The organism is Streptomyces sp. NBC_01260, from assembly GCF_036226405.1.
Taxonomy (GTDB): Bacteria; Actinomycetota; Actinomycetes; order Streptomycetales; family Streptomycetaceae; genus Streptomyces; species Streptomyces laculatispora.
Genome location: NZ_CP108464.1, coordinates 4,036,278 through 4,055,100, shown reverse-complemented (window position 1 = coordinate 4,055,100; position 18,823 = coordinate 4,036,278). Strand labels below are relative to the sequence as shown.

The 18,823-nt window shown below is 68.8% G+C and carries 18 protein-coding genes; 9 read left to right on the top strand and 9 right to left on the bottom strand.

The annotated features are described in order from the left end of the window. Positions 1-135: 135 nt before the first annotated feature. Positions 136-1,353: an MFS transporter gene (locus tag OG322_RS18020; protein ID WP_123460470.1), complete on the top strand. Its 1,218-nt coding sequence runs from the start codon at positions 136-138 to the stop codon at positions 1,351-1,353. Next, a complete protein-coding gene (locus OG322_RS18015) occupies positions 1,350-1,775 on the top strand; it encodes a GlcG/HbpS family heme-binding protein (protein WP_123460471.1) in 426 nt (141 codons plus the stop codon). The genes OG322_RS18020 and OG322_RS18015 overlap by 4 nt, the downstream gene beginning before the upstream one ends. A 136-nt stretch (positions 1,776-1,911) precedes the next feature. Here the strand turns inward: OG322_RS18015 and OG322_RS18010 are convergent, their stop codons facing one another. From OG322_RS18010 to OG322_RS17990, 5 genes are all read right to left on the bottom strand, one after another. Next, the gene (locus OG322_RS18010) at positions 1,912-2,817 is read right to left on the bottom strand and encodes a GNAT family N-acetyltransferase (RefSeq protein ID WP_266411501.1); all 906 of its coding nucleotides are present in this window, start codon (positions 2,815-2,817) and stop codon (positions 1,912-1,914) included. Between the two features lie 333 nt (positions 2,818-3,150). Beyond that, positions 3,151-3,630 carry an NUDIX domain-containing protein gene (locus OG322_RS18005; RefSeq protein ID WP_266411500.1) on the bottom strand — a complete coding sequence of 160 codons (480 nt, stop codon included), beginning with the start codon at positions 3,628-3,630 and terminating at the stop codon, positions 3,151-3,153. 63 nt (positions 3,631-3,693) lie between these two features. Further along, positions 3,694-4,590 (bottom strand): LysR family transcriptional regulator, encoded by an 897-nt coding sequence (locus OG322_RS18000; RefSeq protein WP_123460474.1) that lies wholly within the window; start codon positions 4,588-4,590, stop codon positions 3,694-3,696. A gap of 216 nt (positions 4,591-4,806) precedes the next feature. Further along, positions 4,807-5,937, bottom strand: a complete 1,131-nt coding sequence (locus OG322_RS17995) for a cystathionine gamma-lyase (RefSeq protein WP_123460475.1) — start codon at positions 5,935-5,937, stop codon at positions 4,807-4,809. A 67-nt stretch (positions 5,938-6,004) separates the two neighbouring features. Beyond that, positions 6,005-6,382: a phage holin family protein gene (locus OG322_RS17990; RefSeq protein ID WP_123460476.1), complete on the bottom strand. Its 378-nt coding sequence runs from the start codon at positions 6,380-6,382 to the stop codon at positions 6,005-6,007. Positions 6,383-6,450: 68 nt separating this feature from the next. Between OG322_RS17990 and OG322_RS17985 the strand changes: the two genes are divergently transcribed. The 4 genes from OG322_RS17985 to OG322_RS17970 all read left to right on the top strand — a co-directional run bounded on the left by OG322_RS17985 (position 6,451) and on the right by OG322_RS17970 (position 8,672). Further along, a complete protein-coding gene (locus OG322_RS17985; RefSeq protein WP_123460477.1) occupies positions 6,451-6,768 on the top strand; it encodes a cupin domain-containing protein in 318 nt (105 codons plus the stop codon). Between the two features lie 142 nt (positions 6,769-6,910). Continuing rightward, positions 6,911-7,123, top strand: coding sequence for a DUF5326 family protein (locus OG322_RS17980; RefSeq protein ID WP_024489556.1), 213 nt, complete (start codon positions 6,911-6,913; stop codon positions 7,121-7,123). Between the two features lie 239 nt (positions 7,124-7,362). Continuing rightward, positions 7,363-8,133 (top strand): IclR family transcriptional regulator, encoded by a 771-nt coding sequence (locus OG322_RS17975; RefSeq protein ID WP_185095333.1) that lies wholly within the window; start codon positions 7,363-7,365, stop codon positions 8,131-8,133. 101 nt (positions 8,134-8,234) lie between these two features. Then, on the top strand, positions 8,235-8,672 hold the full coding sequence (locus OG322_RS17970) for an SsgA family sporulation/cell division regulator (RefSeq protein WP_024489558.1): 438 nt from the start codon (positions 8,235-8,237) through the stop codon (positions 8,670-8,672). Positions 8,673-8,753: 81 nt separating this feature from the next. Here OG322_RS17970 and OG322_RS17965 read toward each other — a convergent pair whose 3' ends face one another. Beyond that, positions 8,754-10,088: a YibE/F family protein gene (locus OG322_RS17965; RefSeq protein ID WP_329306675.1), complete on the bottom strand. Its 1,335-nt coding sequence runs from the start codon at positions 10,086-10,088 to the stop codon at positions 8,754-8,756. Positions 10,089-10,284: 196 nt separating this feature from the next. On the opposite strand from OG322_RS17965, the gene thiC reads away from it, so the two are divergent. Further along, a complete protein-coding gene (gene thiC / locus OG322_RS17960; protein WP_123460478.1) occupies positions 10,285-12,060 on the top strand; it encodes a phosphomethylpyrimidine synthase ThiC in 1,776 nt (591 codons plus the stop codon). Between the two features lie 97 nt (positions 12,061-12,157). On the opposite strand, the gene OG322_RS17955 is transcribed toward thiC, so the two are convergent. From OG322_RS17955 to OG322_RS17945, 3 genes are all read right to left on the bottom strand, one after another. Continuing rightward, positions 12,158-12,982: a hypothetical protein gene (locus OG322_RS17955; RefSeq protein WP_123460479.1), complete on the bottom strand. Its 825-nt coding sequence runs from the start codon at positions 12,980-12,982 to the stop codon at positions 12,158-12,160. Positions 12,983-13,164: 182 nt separating this feature from the next. Continuing rightward, on the bottom strand, positions 13,165-14,223 hold the full coding sequence (locus OG322_RS17950) for a metallophosphoesterase (protein ID WP_123460480.1): 1,059 nt from the start codon (positions 14,221-14,223) through the stop codon (positions 13,165-13,167). Between the two features lie 173 nt (positions 14,224-14,396). Further along, complete coding sequence (locus tag OG322_RS17945) at positions 14,397-15,509, bottom strand: LacI family DNA-binding transcriptional regulator (RefSeq protein ID WP_329306674.1); 1,113 nt, start codon at positions 15,507-15,509, stop codon at positions 14,397-14,399. A 371-nt stretch (positions 15,510-15,880) separates the two neighbouring features. On the opposite strand from OG322_RS17945, the gene hisC reads away from it, so the two are divergent. Together hisC and OG322_RS17935 are read left to right on the top strand one after the other, a co-directional pair. Beyond that, positions 15,881-16,960, top strand: a complete 1,080-nt coding sequence (gene hisC, locus OG322_RS17940; protein ID WP_124284534.1) for a histidinol-phosphate transaminase — start codon at positions 15,881-15,883, stop codon at positions 16,958-16,960. A gap of 341 nt (positions 16,961-17,301) precedes the next feature. Further along, positions 17,302-18,810, top strand: coding sequence for a cytochrome ubiquinol oxidase subunit I (locus tag OG322_RS17935; RefSeq protein WP_329306673.1), 1,509 nt, complete (start codon positions 17,302-17,304; stop codon positions 18,808-18,810). Positions 18,811-18,823: the final 13 nt, after the last annotated feature.

The window sequence follows — 18,823 nt, the reverse complement described above, 5'->3', positions numbered from 1 at the left end:
TCTCCTCCGTGCTGGAGCCGCTTACGTACAGGATAGGCGACGTGCGCAATAGCCCGCGCTTGCAATTAACCTGCGCCTGCAATTATTGTGGACGCTCGTAAGACGCAGACGCAATCTCCAGGGAAGGTGTAACCCATGCCGCTCGCGCTCCTCGCCCTCGCCATCGGGGCATTCGGTATCGGAACCACCGAGTTCGTGATCATGGGGCTGCTCCCCGAGGTTGCTGCGGACTTCCAGGTCTCGATCCCGGCCGCCGGCTTCCTCGTCACGGGCTATGCGCTCGGTGTCGTCCTCGGTGCCCCGTTGATGACCGTTCTCGGCACCAGGGTCACTCGCAAACGCATGCTGATGTTCCTGATGGGGCTGTTCGTCGTCGGCAACGTGGTGTCAGCGACCGCACCCGTCTTCGAGGTGATGCTCGCCGGCCGGGTCATCGCCTCCCTCGCCCACGGTGCCTTCTTCGGCATCGGGTCGGTCGTCGCGGCCGATCTGGTCGCGCCGCACAAGAAGGCCGGTGCGATCGCCATGATGTTCACCGGCCTCACCGTCGCCAACGTCGTCGGTGTCCCGCTCGGCACCTACATCGGGCAGAGCGTCGGCTGGCGGGCCACGTTCTTCGCCGTCGCCGCCCTCGGCGTCATCGGCCTTCTCGGGGTGGCCAGGCTCGTCCCCGACCAGCCCCGCGCCGAAGGTGTCCGGCTCCGCCACGAACTGGCCGCGTTCCGTAATGTGCAGGTCCTGCTCGCCATGGCGATGACGGTGCTGGGCTTCGGGGGAGTCTTCGCAGCGATCACCTACATCACACCGATGATGACCGAGATCGCCGGCTACTCGGCTTCCTCGGTCACCTGGCTGCTGGTCCTCTTCGGACTCGGCATGGTCGGAGGCAACCTGCTCGGCGGCAAGCTCGCCGACCGCCACCTGATGCCGCTGCTGTACGTGTCGCTGGGCGCGCTCGCCGTGGTCCTGTCGCTCTTCACCCTGACCGCGCACAACAAGATCGCGGCAGCCGTGACCATCGTGCTGATCGGGGGCCTTGGCTTCGCGACCGTGCCCCCGTTGCAGAAGAGGGTGCTCGACCAGGCGGCGGGCGCCCCGACCCTCGCCTCCGCCGTGAACATCGGCGCCTTCAACCTCGGCAACGCACTGTCGGCATGGCTCGGTGGCGTCGTTATCGCTGCCGGTCTCGGCTACACCGCGCCCAACTGGGTCGGCGCGGTCCTCGCGGCCTCAGCCCTGGTACTCGCCGTCGTCTCCAGCACCCTGGAGCGCCGCACGGCCACCCGGAGCCGTCTCGTCGCCAGCCACATCCCGGAGCCGGCCGCCGTACCCATCAAGGAGCCATCCCCATGAGTACCCTCACTGCCGCCGTCGCCCCGCTGACCACGCAGGACGCGGAGACGCTCATCGAAGCAGCCCGGACGGCCGCCGAGGCCGCAGGCGTCGCCGCGGCGGTCACGGTCCTCGACGCGGGCGGCCATCTGCTGGCCTTCCGCCGCGACGACCGGGCCGTTCTCATCGCCGGCGAGACCAGTACCCGCAAGGCCTACACGGCACTGCAGCTCAACGCCCCCACGGCCGACCTGGTCGACGCCGTTCAGCCGGGAGGGCCCTTCCACACCCTGCCGACCGCGCTGGACCGGCCGCTGCTGTTCATCGCCGGTGGTGTCCCGGTCCACCGCGACGGCCGCCTGATCGGCGCCATCGGCGTCGGTGGCGGGGCGCCCGAGCAGGACCACGGGTTCGCTGCGGCCGCTGCGGACAGCCTCGTCTGAGTCCGTCCGCCCTGCCGGCAAGGTGCCACGGCGCACCGCCCCAGTGGGATCTGCTGGAACCCATTGAAGTGTGCCCACCGGGACGAGCCGGCCGAGACCGCGGACCGGCGGGACCACCCGGACCGAGGCCGGGAGGTCAGCCCGTCGCCACGCTCAACGGCGCGAAGCACTGCGTCCAGTCCCCCGGCTGCTGCTCCCCGAGGCTCATCACCGTGGTCGCCGATTCGGGCCGAAGCCCGCGTTCCCCGAGCCAGCGGAGCAGTTCCTCGTGACGGGCGTCGATGTCGGCGCGCAGTGGCCGTTCGGTCGCCCCGGCGAGCGAGGACACGAGGAGCTTGGCCGTGGCGGTGTCCCGCGCGACGAGGGGGCCGACCACATGGCTGCCCGAGCTCGGCCACAGCGCCGCGTAACCGACGAGCTCTTCGCCGTCCTCGGCCACCCGCAGGTGGTCGGCGAAGGCGGGGAGGCGTGTCAGGAGGTGCGTCCGGTCGAGGCCGAAGGCGTTCCCGTCCAGCCGGAGCATGGCCTGAACGTCCCCGGCCGAGGCAGGGCGAACAGTTAGGCCGGGGCGGACCCCAAGATCTGGGTGAACGCCCGCGTCCGGACTGCCGGGCCCGGCAGTCGGCCGGAAATGCCCGCTCATCCGCTCGGCCCGGCCCACCGCGGTGAACCCGAGCTTCTCGTAGAGCGGCCGGCCCGGTGCCGTCGCGTAGAGGCTGAGGGGAGCGCTCCCGGTCGATTCGATCACCTGGCGCATCAGGTGTTGGGCGACCCCCTGCCGGGCGTAACGTCCGGCGACCAGCAGCATGCCGATGGCGGCCATGCGCGGACCGTAGGAGGTCACCACACAGGTTGCCATCAGGCCCTTGCCGTCCGGGTCGTCGATGCCGAAGCCCGTTCCCGCCGCAAGGAGCAGCCCCCAGCGGTGCTCATCACGCGGCCAGCCGCGGTCCTCGCAGAGATCGGCGCAAGGGACCAGATCGTCCCGGGTGAGGCGCCGGATCGGCAGACCGGCGAGCGGGCGGGGCAGTGAACTGGACATGGGGGTCAGGCTCTCCGACGCGATGATCGCTCGTCCACCGTTTTAACGGAACTGGCCGAGACCCGCAGCCGCCTGCCATGCCGTGCCGGCCCCCACGGCTTCAGGACCGGGATGGCTGTGACGAAGAAATAGGCCACCGCCGCCACCGGCGGAGCAACGGCCAGGGTACGGAGCGACGGCCAGCGTACGGAGAAACGATCGGAGTGCGGAGCAGCGGTCATGGTGATGTCGGCCGTTTCACGTGAAACAACGGTGCAGGGGGCGGCTGGCCGGTCGTCCGGCGAGGGGCAGTGCCCGGACACGGACGTACCCACGCCCGGCCCCGGGACCCGATCAGCCCAGATCTGTCGCGTGCATCGCACGGACGCCCTCGATGTTGCCGTCCAGATAATGCCGCAGCGACAGCGGTACGAGATGCACGGCAGCGATCCCGACCCGGCTGAACGGCACCCGTACGACGTCGTACTCCCCGCAGGGGGCGTCGATCTCGGGTCCGTGGCGCAGGGACAGGTCCATCGAGTCGAGTCGGCAGACGAAGAAGTGCTGGACCTTGACGCCCTTCACCCCACTGCTCTCGATGTGCTCCACGGTATCGACGAAGCAGGGGACCACATCGGTGATCTTTGCGCCGAGCTCCTCGTCCAACTCGCGGTGCAGGGCATCGACGACGGTCGCGTCCTCGGGCTCGACCCCGCCGCCCGGCGTGAGCCAGTACGGATCTACCCCCGGCTTGGTGCGCTTGATGAGGACGAGGTCGTTGCCGTCGAGCAGGATGGCGCGTGCGGTGCGCTTGACCACGGGACGTTCGGTCATGGCAAGAGAGTGGCCCGCTGGACCCGTTCTGAAACACCCGAGGGCTGCCGGACCGTTCTGAGGTCACCAGTCGGCTGCGGCACGCAGCAGCCATTCGTGCGCGCGAGCGAGATGCGGCAGTGCGAGCGTGCCGGCCCGCGCGGCGAGGAAGTAGGTGCGCAGCGGGGGCACCGGAGGGTCGAGGAGGGCCACCACCTCACCCCGCTCCAGTGCGCCCTCGCAGAGATAGCGGGGCAGGACGGCCAGTCCGGCACCCGCCGCCGTGCATTCCAGGACCGCCCGAAGATCCGGTGCGATGACGGCCCCGGCGGCTGCGGGCCGGCTGTCGAAGACCGCGGCCCAGTAGCGGGAGACGAGCGGCAGGCTCTCGTGTACCTCCACCACCGGCAGCTGTTCCAGGACCACCGGGCCGTTGCGCCGCAAGGTCCCCGGACCGAGCCGCCCGGCCCAGCGGGGCGCGGCGACCAGGACGTGCTCCTCGTCGCAGAGCGGGGTCGCGGTGAGCAGCCCGCCGCGCGGGCGGGCCGTCACGATGGCCAGATCGTGGTGTCCGGCGGCCAGGCCGTCCAGTGTCTCGTCGGTGTCCGCGGAGAACGAGCTGCGCAGGGCGAGGCCCTGGGTGATGAGTGGCGTGAGCGCGGGCAGCGCCCGTAGCGAGGTGAACTCCGGCGGACCCGCCAGATGCAGCGTCCGAACGCCCGACTCGTCGTCCAGTTCCGTCTCGGCGATCTCCACCAGCGCGTCCAGATGGGGAGCGGCCCGGTGCGCGAGTTCGTCTCCGATAGTGGTGGGAGTCACACCGCGGGCTCTGCGCAGGAAGAGCGGGCGGCCCAGCTGCCGCTCCAGGGTGCGTATCTGGGACGTCACGGCCGGCTGGGAGAGGCCGAGGAGTGCGGCGGCCCGGGTGAACGAACCCGCCCGGTGCACGGTGACGAACGTGCGCAGCAGGGCCAGGTCCATGTCCTGTCCCTCCCACCGTGGCGACGTGTCGGGCCCGGACAACCATAAATATGTCGATAGGCCGCTGCCGCTACTGTGATTGGACACTGACGCAGAGTCAACTAGCCTTGTCGAGGCGGTTCTTCGCGTGGAGAGAGCGGAGGGCCGGGACGGTCCGAGCCACGAGGGGGGAGGCTCGGACCGTCCGTACCGCGCCGGCTGCCGCCGGTAGGCCGCTCAGCCTCCGTCGACCGCCTCGGCCAGCGCCCGTTCCACGTCGGCCACCAGGTCCGCCGGGTTCTCGGCGCCGACCGAGAAGCGGATGAAGCCTTCCGGCACGGCGTCGCCGCCCCAGCGGGCCCGTCGCTCGGCGGTGGAGCGCACACCGCCGAAGCTGGTCGCGTCCTCGGCCAGCCGGAGCGCCGAGAGGAAGCGCTCGGCGGTCTCCCGGTCGGCCAGCACGAACGACACCACGGAGCCGAAACGCCGCATCTGCCGCACGGCGTTCGGGTGCGAGGGGTCGGTGGGCAGCCCGGGATACCGCAGTCCGGTCACCTCCCGATGCCCGGCGAGCGCCTCGGCCAGAGCGAGGGCGTTCGCGCACTGCCGCTCGATCCGCAGTTCCAGGGTGGCCAGTGAGCGGTGCGCGAGCCAGGCTTCCATCGGCCCGGGGATCGCGCCGACCACCTTGCGCCAGCGCCGTACCCCTGCCGCCAGCCCGGGATCGAGGCAGGCCACGTGGCCGAGCAGGATGTCGCCGTGCCCGGTCATACCCTTGGTGTCGCTGGCCACCGAGAAGTCGGCCCCCAGCTCCAGCGGGCGCTGGCCGAGCGGGGTGGCGAGCGTGTTGTCCACGGCCACCAGCGTCCCGCCCGCGTGCGCGGCCTCGACGAGCCGCCGCACGTCGCAGACGTCGAGCCCGGGGTTGGACGGGGTCTCGATCCACAGGAGCCTGGCGCCCTCCAGGGCGGCCAGCTGGGCATCGCCCCCGGTCGGGGCGGTCCGCACCTCGACTCCGTAGGCCTCCAGCTGCGCCCGTACCAACGGGAGTGCCTGGTATCCGTCGTCGGGCAGCACGATCACGTCACCGCTGCGCGCCTGGGACAGCAGCACGGCCGAGACCGCCGCCATTCCGGAGGCGAAGACCGTGGTCTCGACACTCTCTCCCGGCGCTTCGAGCTCGCCGATGGCCCGTTCCAGATGGGTCCAGGTCGGGTTGGTGTCACGGCCGTAGGTGTACGGGCCGGTCGGGTCGCCGGAGAGGTGGAAGTGCGCGGCGAAGACCGGACCGGGGAGAGTCGGTTCGTACTGTTCCGGTGCCGGCAGGCCGGCACGTACCGCGCGGGTTCCGTCGCCCATGGTGCTCATGCTGCGTCCTCACTGCTCTCCCCGGTCCGTCACCGGTTCTGCCTGCACTGTTCCAGGTGTACGCGGGTCAGTCCTCGTCGGGCAGGACGACGTTCAGCGCCCAGGAAACGATCGAGATGATCAGTCCGCCGAGGACGGCGGTCCAGAAGCCGTGGACGTGGAAGCTCAGATTGAACTGGTCGGCCAGCCAGGAGGTCAGCATCAGCATCAGTGCGTTCACCACCAGGGTGAACAGCCCCAGCGTGAGGATGAAGAGGGGCAGTGTGAGCAGCTTCAGGACCGGCTTCACACAGAAATTGACCAGGCCGAAGATCAGAGCGACCACGATCAGGGTGAGTATCTTGCGGCCGGTGCTGCCGCCGGTCAGCGTGATGTCCTGGAGCAGCCAGATGGCCACTGCCAGCGCACCCGCGTTGGCGATCGTCTTGACTACGAAATTCTTCATGTGTCTGATCGTGGCAGACACGATCGGTGGCGGACACCGGCTGGGCAGAGGCAAGGGACGGACAGGCCATGAAGGCATTCAGACTGGACGAGCTGGAAGCGGAACGGGCCGCCAACGACGGCGCGTATCTGCAGTTCGTACGCGAACGGAACATGTCTGTCGGCCTGTACGCGCTGGACGCCGGTGAGCTCGACCCGCAGCAGCCGCACAAGCAGGACGAGGTCTACCTGGTCGTCAGCGGGCGCGCGTCGATCACCGTGGGCATGGAAACCACGCAGGTGGGCAGAGGAAGTGTCGTGTATGTCCCTGCCGGCACGGCCCACAAGTTCCACCACATCACCGAGGACCTGAGGGTGATGGTGGTCTTCTCGCCGCCCGAGGGCTGAGGGGACCGGGAGGCGGAGCCGTCTCTCGGGGATCCCTCAGGGTTCGATCAGGGGAGTTCAAGGGCTGCGAGGCCCCCGCCGACCACCTCCGCACCTCTAGCATCGAAGCAGGAACTCACAGAGACGAGGTAGGACGATGGCCGTGCGGGAGATATTCGCGGGAATGCCCTGGTGGGTGAAGTGGATCGCGGTGCCCGTCATCGCGATCGTCGTGTTCGGCGGCCTGATCGCCAGCGTGGTCGGCTTCGTCGTCTGGCTGCTCTTCAAGGTCCTGATCTTCGTGGTCCTGGTCGGCGGGATCGTTTTCCTCGTGCGGAAGTTCATGTCGTCCTCCTCCTCGCGCGGCGACTGGTAGCCGCGCGAGGAGGCCGGACGGTTAGCCCAGCTGAGCTAAGCGGAAGACGAAACAGCCACCCCTTCGGGAGCTGCCGATACAGTGGAAGTCCGCTGCCGCCACCTGGGAGAACACCGTCAGTCACCACCTGACCAGTGGTGGGCACGGCATCCGGCCTCCGGATCCAGGCCTGCGGCAGACATGTGGGGGCGGCCTCCACAGGCGGGCTGACCGCCCGTCACCATGCGTGGGGGTGACCGTTGACCACGGCATCGAGTACCGCTGTGCCGACGTTGATCGGATCGGTACAGCGGGCGCTGAGGCTGCTGGAGGCCGTGGGCGCCCATCGCGACGGGGCGCCGGCCAAACAGCTCGCACGGGAGGCGGGGCTCCCGCTGCCCACCGCCTACCACCTGCTGCGCACCCTCACCCATGAGGGGTATCTGCGCCGGGAGAACGGTGTCTTCCTCGTCGGTGCCGCCGCCGAGCGGCTGGTGGACGACGGCGCTCTGCATAACCGGCGTAGCCGGATGACCCAGTCACTGGGCCGCTGGCGGGACATCATCGGAGCCCCGGTGTACTGCGCCGTCTACCGCGACGGTGAGATCGAACTGGTCGCGGTCGCCGACACCCCGGCAGCGCCCGCGGTGGACGAGTGGGCCGCCTTCCAGGAGACCGGGCACGCCCACGCGATCGGCCAGTGCCTGCTGAGCCAGCTCGACGAGAGGGCTCGCGAGGACCACCTGGACCGGCATCCGGTGCGTCCGCTGACCCGCTACTCCGTACGCGACCGGCCGGCGTTCCTTGAACGGCTGCGGTCGCTGGAGCGAATGGAACCTGTCATCGAGCGACAGGAGTACGCCCTCGGGACGGTCTGCGCGGCCATCCCGATCGCGGCCGGATTCACGGCTGCGGCGATGGCCATTTCGATACCTCTCGACCAGGAAGAACGGTTGCTCCCCGCAGTCGAACGACTACGTGGCGAAGTGGCCAGCCTCTTGCGTTCGTTCGTGTTCTCTATCAGTATCTGAAAAATCACTCCTTGTGATCTGCTATCGCGTGCACCACGATGGCGTCAATAGGGCCATGGGGGATCATTCCTGGCCAGATTCATCTACTGCGGGGTTGAACGATGCGCGAGTCGGTTCAAGCTGAGGTCATGATGAGCTTCCTCGTCTCCGAGGAGCTCTCTTTCCGTATCCCGGTGGAGCTCCGGTACGAAGTGTGCGATCCGTACGCGATCCGGATGACCTTCCATCTGCCCGGCGACGCCCCCGTCACCTGGGCTTTCGGCCGTGAGCTGCTGCTCGACGGCCTCAACAGCCCCAGTGGCGACGGCGACGTACACATCGGGCCGACTGAGCCCGAAGGGCTGTGCGACGTCCACATCCGGCTCCAGGTGGGGGCGGACCGCGCTCTCTTCAGGGCAGGTACGGCACCACTTGTGGCGTTTCTCGACCGGACGGACAAGCTCGTCCCACTCGGGCAGGAGTGCACGCTGGGTGACTTCGAGGGCAATCTGGAAGAGGCATTGGGGCGAATTCTGGCCGAGGAGCAGAACGCCGGCTGACGGGAACCGTGCCTCAGGCCCCGGGTGCCGGTCGAACACCACACCTGCCGAACGGGTGAATCACTCTCTGTGCCCAACCGTTCAGGACCTCGCCCGTCGGCGGCGTCCTCTGCCAGTCCGTACGGGTGCCGAAGCCCAGGCTTCCGCGCCGAGCCCCGTACGGTCCGCGGAGACGACCAGTGCCGCGAGCGCGGTGGTCACCGGCACCGAGGCGACCAGCCCGATCGAGCCGACCAGTGTTCGCACGATCTCCTCCGCCACCAGCTCGCTGTTGGCTACCGTCCCCATGCTGCTCTGGGCGATGGAGAACAGCAGCAGCAGCGGAAGCGCGGCGCCCGCATAGGCGAGCACCAGGGTGTTGACCACCGAGGCGATGTGGTCCCGTCCGATCCTGATCCCTGCCCGGTAGAGCTGCTTGGTATTCATCGTCGGGTCCGCCTGGTGCAGTTCCCAGACCGCCGACGTCTGGGTGACCGTCACATCGTCGAGCACGCCCAGCGAACCGATGATGACGCCGGCCAGGAGCAGACCGCTCATGTCGATGTGCGGATACAGGCCGTGGATGAGGCCGGTGCTGTCGTCGGTGTTCCCGCTCAGACTCGCCCAGCCGATGAAGAGCGAGCCGAGCAGCCCGATCAGCAGCAGTGAGATCAGGGTGCCGATGACGGCGACCGAGGTGCGGGCGGTCAGCCCGTGGCAGATGTAGAGGGCGATCAACATGATGGCGCCGGCCCCGACGACCGCCACGAGCAGCGGATTCGAGCCCTGCAGGATGGCCGGGAGGATGAACAGGGTCAGCACGGCGAACGACAGGGCGAGCGCCACCAGCGCCATGACCCCGCGCAGCCTGCCCACGACGACCACCGCCACGGCGAAGATCCCGGCCAGCAGTGTCATCGGGAACTTCCGGTTCACATCCGTCACGGAGTACTGGAGGTCATGGGGCGCGTCGGGGGCGTACGAGACCACCACTGCCTGCCCCTGGCGCAGTTGCCGTGGTGCGTCGGGCTGGACCACCTCGATGAACGTGCGCCCCTCGTCCTTGCCACTCGTGACCTCGACCGTGGCCTTCTCGCAGAGTCGGGCCCCGTCGCCACCGGTGGCCGGGTCCCCCGTCGGCGGCGTGGTCTCGCCGCTGGTGGGCATCTGGGCCGCGTTCAGGTCCTTGCAGTCGACCTTGTCGATGTTCACCACCTTCGCCTGCTGAGTCTGCCGGTCGAAACCGACACCGGTGCGCTCGTGCGCCGGCGCACCACCGGGCCAGAGCACCACGAGACCGACGACGACCGCGGCCGCGAACGGGATCAGCACGGCGGCGATCACCTTGCGCAGGTGCGTGGAAACGGGCGCGGCCGGGCCGTGCGAGTGGGTGTGCTGATGGCTCGCCTGCTCGGGAACGATATGGGGGGACGTCACCGGCCGATCATCGCAAGAAGAGCAGGGCCCTCTGGCCAGCACACCCGCGGGGGCGTTAGCGTGGCGGCACCTTTGCACACGCGGGAGCTCGGAGCACCGGGCTGAGAGGGCGCTGATCTCCGTACGTCCGTACGGGACAAGCTGCGCCGACCGCCGAACCTGTTACCGGGTAATGCCGGCGTAGGGAGTAGGTCTCATGACCACAGCGGACGCACGCACGCCTGCCTCCAATCAGAGCGACGAGGCCGGGAAGTCCATCGGCTGGCACAAGGGGTACGTCCAGGGCTCGCGCCCGGACCTCCGGGTGCCGGTCCGGCAGGTGCACCTCACCAACGGCAAGGACGTGACGCTGTACGACACGTCGGGGCCGTACACCGATCCCGCCATCGACACCGATGTCCGCCGCGGACTCGCACCTCTGCGGGAGAACTGGATCATCGCCCGGGGCGACACCGAGGAGTACGCCGGCCGGGCCGCGCGGCCCGAGGACGACGGGCTCAAGCACACCTCACCGCGCGGGGGACTGCGCAATCTGGACGCGGTCTTCCCCGGCCGTCCGCGCCAGCCGCGGCGCAGCCGGGACGGGCGCCCGGTGACCCAGCTCGGGTACGCCCGCCGGGGCGAGATCACCCCGGAGATGGAGTACGTGGCGATCCGGGAGAACGTCGCGCCCGAGGTGGTGCGCGAGGAGATCGCCGCGGGCCGGGCCGTGCTGCCGGCCAACGTCAACCACCCGGAGATCGAGCCGATGATCATCGGCAAGCGGTTCCTGGTGAAGGTGAACGCCAACATCGGCAACTCCGCGGTGACGTCCTCCATCGAGGAGGAGGTGGACAAGATGACCTGGGCGACCAAGTGGGGCGCCGACACGGTCATGGACCTTTCCACCGGCCGCAACATTCACACCACCCGTGAGTGGGTTCTGCGCAACTCCCCGGTGCCGATCGGCACCGTCCCCCTCTACCAGGCCCTCGAAAAGGTCGACGGCAGGGCGGAGGAGCTGACCTGGGAGATCTACAAGGACACCGTCATCGAACAGGCTGAGCAGGGCGTCGACTACATGACGGTCCACGCCGGCGTACGCCTGCCGTACGTGCCGCTGACGGCCCGCCGCAAGACCGGCATCGTCTCCCGGGGCGGCTCGATCATGGCCGCGTGGTGCCTCGCGCACCACAAGGAGTCGTTCCTGTACGAGCACTTCGAGGAGCTCTGTGAGATTCTCGCCTCGTACGACGTGACGTACTCGCTGGGCGACGGGCTGCGCCCCGGATCGATCGCGGACGCCAACGACGAGGCGCAGTTCGCCGAACTGCGCACGCTCGGCGAACTGAACACGGTCGCGAAGCGGTTCGGCGTCCAGACCATGATCGAGGGACCGGGACACGTCCCGATGCACAAGATCAAGGAGAACATCGACCTCCAGCAGGAGATCTGCGAGGAGGCGCCGTTCTACACGCTCGGCCCGCTGACCACCGACGTCGCTCCGGCGTACGACCACATCACCTCGGGTATCGGCGCCGCGATGATCGCCTGGTGGGGGACGGCGATGCTCTGTTACGTGACGCCCAAGGAGCACCTCGGGCTGCCCAACCGGGACGATGTGAAGACCGGGGTCATCACCTACCGGATCGCGGCCCATGCCGCGGACCTCGCCAAGGGGCACCCGGGGGCGCAGGAGTGGGACGACGCGCTGTCGGACGCCCGGTTCGAGTTCCGCTGGGAGGACCAGTTCAATCTGGCGCTCGACCCGGACACGGCACGGGAGTTCCACGACGAGACGCTGCCGGCCGAGCCGGCGAAGACGGCGCACTTCTGCTCGATGTGCGGTCCGAAGTTCTGCTCGATGAAGATCTCGCACGACATCCGGCGTGAGCACGGCGGTTCGCAGTCGGAGATCGAGGCGGGCATGGCGGAGAAGTCCAGGGAGTTCGCGGCCGCGGGCAACCGGGTCTATCTGCCGATCGCGGACTGAGGCAGGGCGCGTCGTACCGGCGGGCCCCGCCGGCCGGTACGACGCGCCGCGCGTTCCCTCGGACCCGGAGACGGGCTTGTCGGGAACGTGGACCCGGTCAGTCCATTTCGTGTTCCGGCCCGCCGAAGTCGGGGCTGGTGAAGTCCGGACTGGTGAAGGTCGGCCGGGGCGCGGCCGCCGGGCCGTCGTCCGGGCTGGAGAAGTCCGGCCTGCTGTAGCCGATCTTCGGGATGCGGTTGGCCGAGGGATACGGGGTGCGGGCGGCGGGGGCGGCGCCGGGGTCGGCGAGCGCGTCCCGCAGGAACGGCAGGATGCCCCGCTCCAGCAGTGCGTGCCGCCAGGCCTCCCGGGCGCGCGCCACGTCCTCCGGCAGTTCCTCGCCGGGATCCTCGGCGGCCAGGGACGTGGAGCCGTTGCGCAGGGCGGCGATGAGGAGGCCGACGGCGGCGATCAGGATGGCGGCCGCGGTGAGCGCCGCGAAGACCCAGCCCGCGCCGACCATGGTCCCCGCGAAGGACGGTGGCGGGCTGAGCATCTTCAGGATGTAGCCGACCAGCAGGAATATCACCGCGGCCGTGCCTGCCAGCACCGGGGCCAGCACGGTGACGACGGCTCCTATGCCGGCGCCCGACTGGTTGGGGTCGTCGGCGCCGGTTCCCCGGCCCGCTTCCTGGTCGGGACCGGCGGGCGTGGCGCGCAGGTCCTCGCGGGCCTTCACGTAGTGCTCGTACTCGGTGGCGGCCGTGGCGGTGATCAGGGCGGTGGCGGCCATCGCCATGGTGCGCAGCTGCACCGGGTTGAGCCGTTCGCCGACTGCGGCCAGATCCGGTCGTTCATGGGCGTGACGCAGCGCGTCGTCGAGGATCCGCTCGTACTCGGGGCGGTCCTCGGTCAGCAGGTGCGGAGCGCTGTTCATGTGCATCCCCCGATGCTCCGTAGGGCCTGTATGCCCGATATGACCGGGCGGTTGGGCGGAAACGGAGGAGAGCCTGCTACTGGTACGCCGATGGTAGAGCGCCCACGGCACAGGGTGACAGGGGGTTTCCGGAAATAGGCCCAGTGATCGGCACGGTCGAGTCGTTGATGCGTCTTCCCCGAAGACCGTCAGTCATGCAGCGGGAGTTGGACGACCAGTAGCTTTCCGGCCATGGTCACTCCGCCGTCCATGGCGATGGCGAGCCCGTCCGCGTACACATGGGGGCCGTCCACCCGCGGGTCGGCACTGTCCTCGCCGTCCTCGGAGCCGACCTCGCCGAGCAGATACGGAATGGGGCTGTGGCCATGGACGACGCGTCGGCCGCCGTAGGCCGCCATCAGCTCCTGGACGGCCTGCGGACCCGAATCGTCGCGGAAGGCGAAGCGCTTGGTGAGCTTGCGGAAGAGGTCCCAGCACTCATCGGCGTCGTTCCGCGTCAGAATGGCGTGCACCGTGTCGTTGACGTCCTCGATGGTGGTGCCGTAGTCGAGGTACGCCGTCGTGTCCGAGTGCATCAGCAGATGCCCGTCCTCCTCGACGACCGCGTCGAGCCGGGACATCCACTGGAGGTGGACGTCCTGGAGCCGTTCCATATCGGTCTTCTGGCCGCCGTTGAGCAGCCAGGCGGCCTGGAAGGTGGCGGTGCCGGCGCCGGAGTTCACCGGAGTGTCGCCGAACCGCTTGGCGCCCAGGAGCAGCAGTTCGTGGTTGCCCATCAGCGCCTTGCAGTAGCCACCCGCGGCCGCGGCCTCGGCGGACAGCCGCATCACGAGGTCGATGACGCCGATGCCGTCGGGTCCGCGGTCGGTGAAGTCGCCGAGGAACCAGAGCCGCGCGTTGCCCGCGGACCAGTTGCCCTCGCCGTCGATCAGACCCTGTTCGGCGAGGGCGGCGTGGAGCTCGTCCAGATAGCCGTGGACGTCGCCGACCACGTACAGGGGGCCGAGCTCCGGATCCTGCGCGGGCCGCGGTTCGGGCACGGCCCGCACCCGGACGGTGTCCTCGCGGGTGATCACCGGAAGGTCGCGCTCGGTGGGGGTGTACCCCTCCGGCACCTCACCTTCCGGGAAGGCGTTCCCCGGGTGCGGAGCCGCAGGCGGCGCCGGGGACTGCGCATAGGGCGGTACGCGGAAGTCGCGCAACGTCGCCGCCCGCACCGCGGGTTCCTGACCGGCCCCCTGTGTCATCGACCCCTCCACCACCGTTGCGCCGCCGTACACCTGACGGGCCCTGCTGGTCGGGGTGGTCCGCGGTGTCGTCCGCCCATCATAGGAATGCGAATCGTGCTCTGTGACGCACCAGGGGTGGTGAATCCGAACGCACGCCGGGTTCTCCGGTCGATTGATCCCGATTGGTCTGATCAATCCCCTGCCGGAGAGCGCGGCGCGCTGACCGTGGTGCGGGGCGGACGTCGTTGCGAGGAGGCCCGGACGATGAGCTCCGTCGGTATCACCTGCTCCACCGGGCCGTCCTGGTCGACGCCCTCGATGGCGTCGATGAGCAGTTGTACGACCGCCGTGCCGATTCTGCGCGGTTTGAGCGAGAGCGTGGTGATGGGCGGCTCGGTCGTCGCGTAGACGGTGGATTCGCTGCAGCAGACCAGCAGCAGGTCCTCAGGGACGCGCAGGCCGTACCGGCGGGCCGCCGCGAGCAGATCGGTGCCGTTGGGGTCGAAGAGCCCGTAGACGGCGTCAGGGCGGTCCGGACGGGCCAGCAGCCGGTCGGCGGCCACCGCACCCGCGCACGGGTCGTGGGCGGGGTAGGACTCGTACACCGGATCCTGGCCCACCCGCTCGCACCAGTGGAGGTACGCGGTGGTGGACAGCCGGGTGTACGTGTCGGTGGTGGTTCCGGTGAGCAGCCCGATGCGGCGGGCCCCGGCGGCGGCGAGGTGGTCGAGGAGATCGAGCACGGCTGCCCGGTGGTCGTTGTCGACCCAGGCGGTGACCGGGAGGGTCCCGGCCGGCCGGCCGTCGGAGACGACGGGCAGCCCCTGGCGGACGAGTTCGGTGACGACCGGGTCCTGGTCGGAGGGGTCGATGACGACGGTGCCGTCGAGGGCGACATTCGACCAGACGTCGTGGCGTGAGGTGGCGGGCAGGATGACGAGGGCGTAGCCGCGGGCCAGTGCGGCGGAGGTGGCCGCTCTGGCCATCTCGGCGAAGTACGCGAATTCGGTGAAGGTGAAGGGTTCATCCCCGTAGGTCGTCACGGTCAGGCCGATCAGGCCGGACTTGCCGGTACGGAGGGTTCGGGCCGCGGCGGAAGGGCGGTAGCCCAAGCGCTCAGCGACCTCGCGGACATGGCGACGGGTGGCGTCCGGGAGCCTGCCCTTGCCGTTGAGCGCGTCGGAGACGGTCGTGATGGAGACTCCGGCGGCGGCGGCCACGTCCCGGATTCCTGCTCGTCCCCGCCTGCCGCCGCGCCGGGGGGTCTCCGTCCGGCTCACCTGGTGCTTCCCTGCTGCTGTCATGGCGAGCCGATAGTAGGGCTCGTACGGGCAGTTGGTCCGATCGCATATGCACTCGTTGACAGGCACGTTTCTGCATGGTCATCAGCGACCAATGGCCTTGTGAATCAAGGGCGTTATCGGGCGAGACCATCATGTGTCGGGTGTCGGACCGGATGGGCCTGCCGAACGGGCGATGTCTCGAAGAGGTCTCAACTCACCTCTTCGAGGGACGCGCGCCACGGAGTGAGCCACCGGCGCGCGCCAGGGAGAGGAGCGCTCCCCCTCATTCCGGGGCCCACCGGACGAATCCGCCGTCCCGCCATTCGCAGGGGCGCTCAATCCTCATAAGGTGAGCAGTATTGATGTGTACAGACGGTCGAGGAGGACCTGCGGTGAGCCAGACGAGCCCCAAGCTGCGCGCCGAGCTGGACGGCGTTCCCGCCTATGTGCCGGGCAAGCCGGCCGCGGCGGACGGACCGGTCGCGTTCAAGCTGTCCTCCAACGAGAATCCGTATCCGCCGCTGCCGGGGGTGATGGAGTCCGCGATGGCCGCGGCCGCGCACTTCAACCGCTACCCGGACATGGCCTGCACCGGCCTGATGAACGAGCTGTCCGACCGCTTCGGCGTGCCGGTCTCGCACCTGGCCACCGGCACCGGCTCGGTCGGTGTGGCGCAGCAGCTGCTGCAGGCCACCTCGGGGCCGGGCGACGAGGTCATCTACGCCTGGCGCTCCTTCGAGGCGTACCCGATCATCACGCAGGTCAGCGGCGCGACGTCGGTGAAGGTGCCGCTGACCGACGGTGAGGTGCACGACCTGGACGCGATGGCGGACGCGATCACCGACCGGACCCGGATGATCTTCGTCTGCAATCCGAACAACCCCACCGGCACCGTGGTGCGCAGGGCCGAGCTGGAGCGGTTCCTGGACCGGGTGCCGGGCGATGTGCTCGTGGTGCTGGACGAGGCGTACAAGGAGTTCATCCGCGACGCCGATGTGCCGGACGGCATCGAGATCTACCGGGACCGGCCCAATGTGGCGGTGCTGCGGACGTTCTCCAAGGCCTACGGTCTGGCCGGGCTGCGGGTCGGCTTCGCCGTGGCCCACGAGCCGGTGGCGGCCGCGCTGCGCAAGACCGCGGTGCCGTTCGGCGTCAGCCAGCTCGCGCAGGACGCGGCGGTGGCGTCCCTGCGTGCCGAGGACGAACTCCTGGGCCGGGTGGGCTCGTTGGTGTGCGAGCGCCAGCGGGTGCAGGAGACGCTGGCGCGACAGGGGTGGACGGTTCCGGAGTCCCAGGCGAACTTCGTCTGGCTGCGGCTGGGGGACCGTACCGCCGACTTCGCCGCGGTCTGCGATAAGGCCGGAGTGGTGGTCCGGCCGTTCGCGGGCGAGGGCGTGCGGGTCACGATCGGCGAGGACGAGGCGAACGACCTGTTCCTGAAGGTGACGGAGTCGTACCGCAAGGTGCTGTAGCGGACACCGCCGGACGCGTCCGGCGGCCGTGGCCCTACCTGTCTGGCGGTCGTAGCCGTACGTATTCGCACGCGTCCGTATGAAGGAAGGCCCTGTACCTCGATCGCGAGGTGCGGGGCCTTCTGCGTGCCTCGACCTCGGGCCGGAGCGATGTCTGCTTCGGGGGAAATGATCAGTACGTCCTCGGAGGGGTACCCCGGCCGAGAGTTCGATACGAGGGTGCGCCATAATTGCTTGTGAATGTGAACGCGTTCACAAGCGTGTCCTGCTTTCTCCCCTGTTCAGTCGGATTCAAAGGACAAAATGCCGGTGCAACTACGGCGACGTAAGGAGAAGACGACGTGGAGCTAGCTCTGGCGCCGGAGACCCTGGCGCGATGGCAGTTCGGAACGACCACCGTCTACCACTTCCTCTTCGTTCCCCTGACGATCTCGCTCGCCGCGCTCACCGCAGGCCTGCAGACCGCCTGGGTGCGGACGAACAACGAGAAGTACCTCAGGGCCACCAAGTTCTGGGGAAAGCTCTTCCTGATCAACATCGCCATGGGCGTCGTCACCGGCATCGTCCAGGAGTTCCAGTTCGGCATGAACTGGTCGGACTACTCGCGGTTCGTCGGAGACATCTTCGGTGCCCCGCTCGCGTTCGAGGCGCTGATCGCGTTCTTCTTCGAGTCCACCTTCATCGGCCTGTGGATCTTCGGCTGGGACAAGCTGCCGAAGAAGATCCACCTGGCCTGCATCTGGATGGTCTCGCTCGGCACCATCCTCTCCGCGTACTTCATCCTGGCGGCCAACTCCTGGATGCAGCACCCGGTCGGCTACCGCATCAACAAGGATCGCGGGCGCGCGGAGCTCACCGACTTCTGGCACGTGCTCACCCAGAACACCGCGCTCGCCCAGTTCTTCCACACCATCACGGCGGCCTTCCTGGTCGGCGGGGCGTTCATGGTCGGCATCGCCGCCTTCCACCTGGCCCGCAAGAAGCACATCCCGGTGATGCGGACCTCGCTGCGGCTGGGGCTGGTGACCGTGGTGGCCGCCGGTCTGCTCACGGCCGTCAGCGGTGACCAGCTCGGCAAGGTGATGTTCAAGCAGCAGCCGATGAAGATGGCTGCGGCCGAAGCGCTGTGGGACGGGCAGAACTCCGCGCCCTTCTCGATCTTCGCGTACGGAGATGTCAGCAAGGGGCACAACTCCGTCGAGATCTCGATCCCCGGAATACTGTCCTTCCTCGCCGACGACAACTTCAACTCGTACGTCCCCGGCATCAACGACATCAACAAGGCCGAGCAGGAGAGGTTCGGGCCCGGCGACTACCGGCCCAACATCCCGGTCGCCTTCTGGAGCTTCCGGTGGATGATCGGCTTCGGGATGGCGTCCTTCGCCCTCGGAATCCTGGGACTGTGGCTGACCCGGAAGAAGTTCATGCTGCCACCGGGGATGCGGACCGGTGAGGACGAAGTACCGCACCTGGTCCTGTTCAAGAACAAGGCGCTGAGCCCGAAGCTCGCCAGGTGCTACTGGATCGTCGCCCTGTGGACCCTGCTCTTCCCGCTGATCGCCAACTCCTGGGGCTGGATCTTCACCGAGATGGGCCGCCAGCCCTGGGTCGTCTACGGCGTGCTCCAGACCCGCGACGCGGTCTCCCCCGGCGTCTCGCAGGGCGAGGTGCTCACCTCGATGATCCTCTTCACACTGCTCTACGCGGTGCTTGCCGTGGTCGAGGTCAAGCTGCTCGTGAAGTACATCAAGGCCGGGCCCCCGGAGCTCACGGACGACGACCTCAACCCGCCCACCAGGATCGGCGGCGACCATGACGACGCCGACCGGCCCATGGCCTTCTCCTACTGAGAGCACAGGAGCC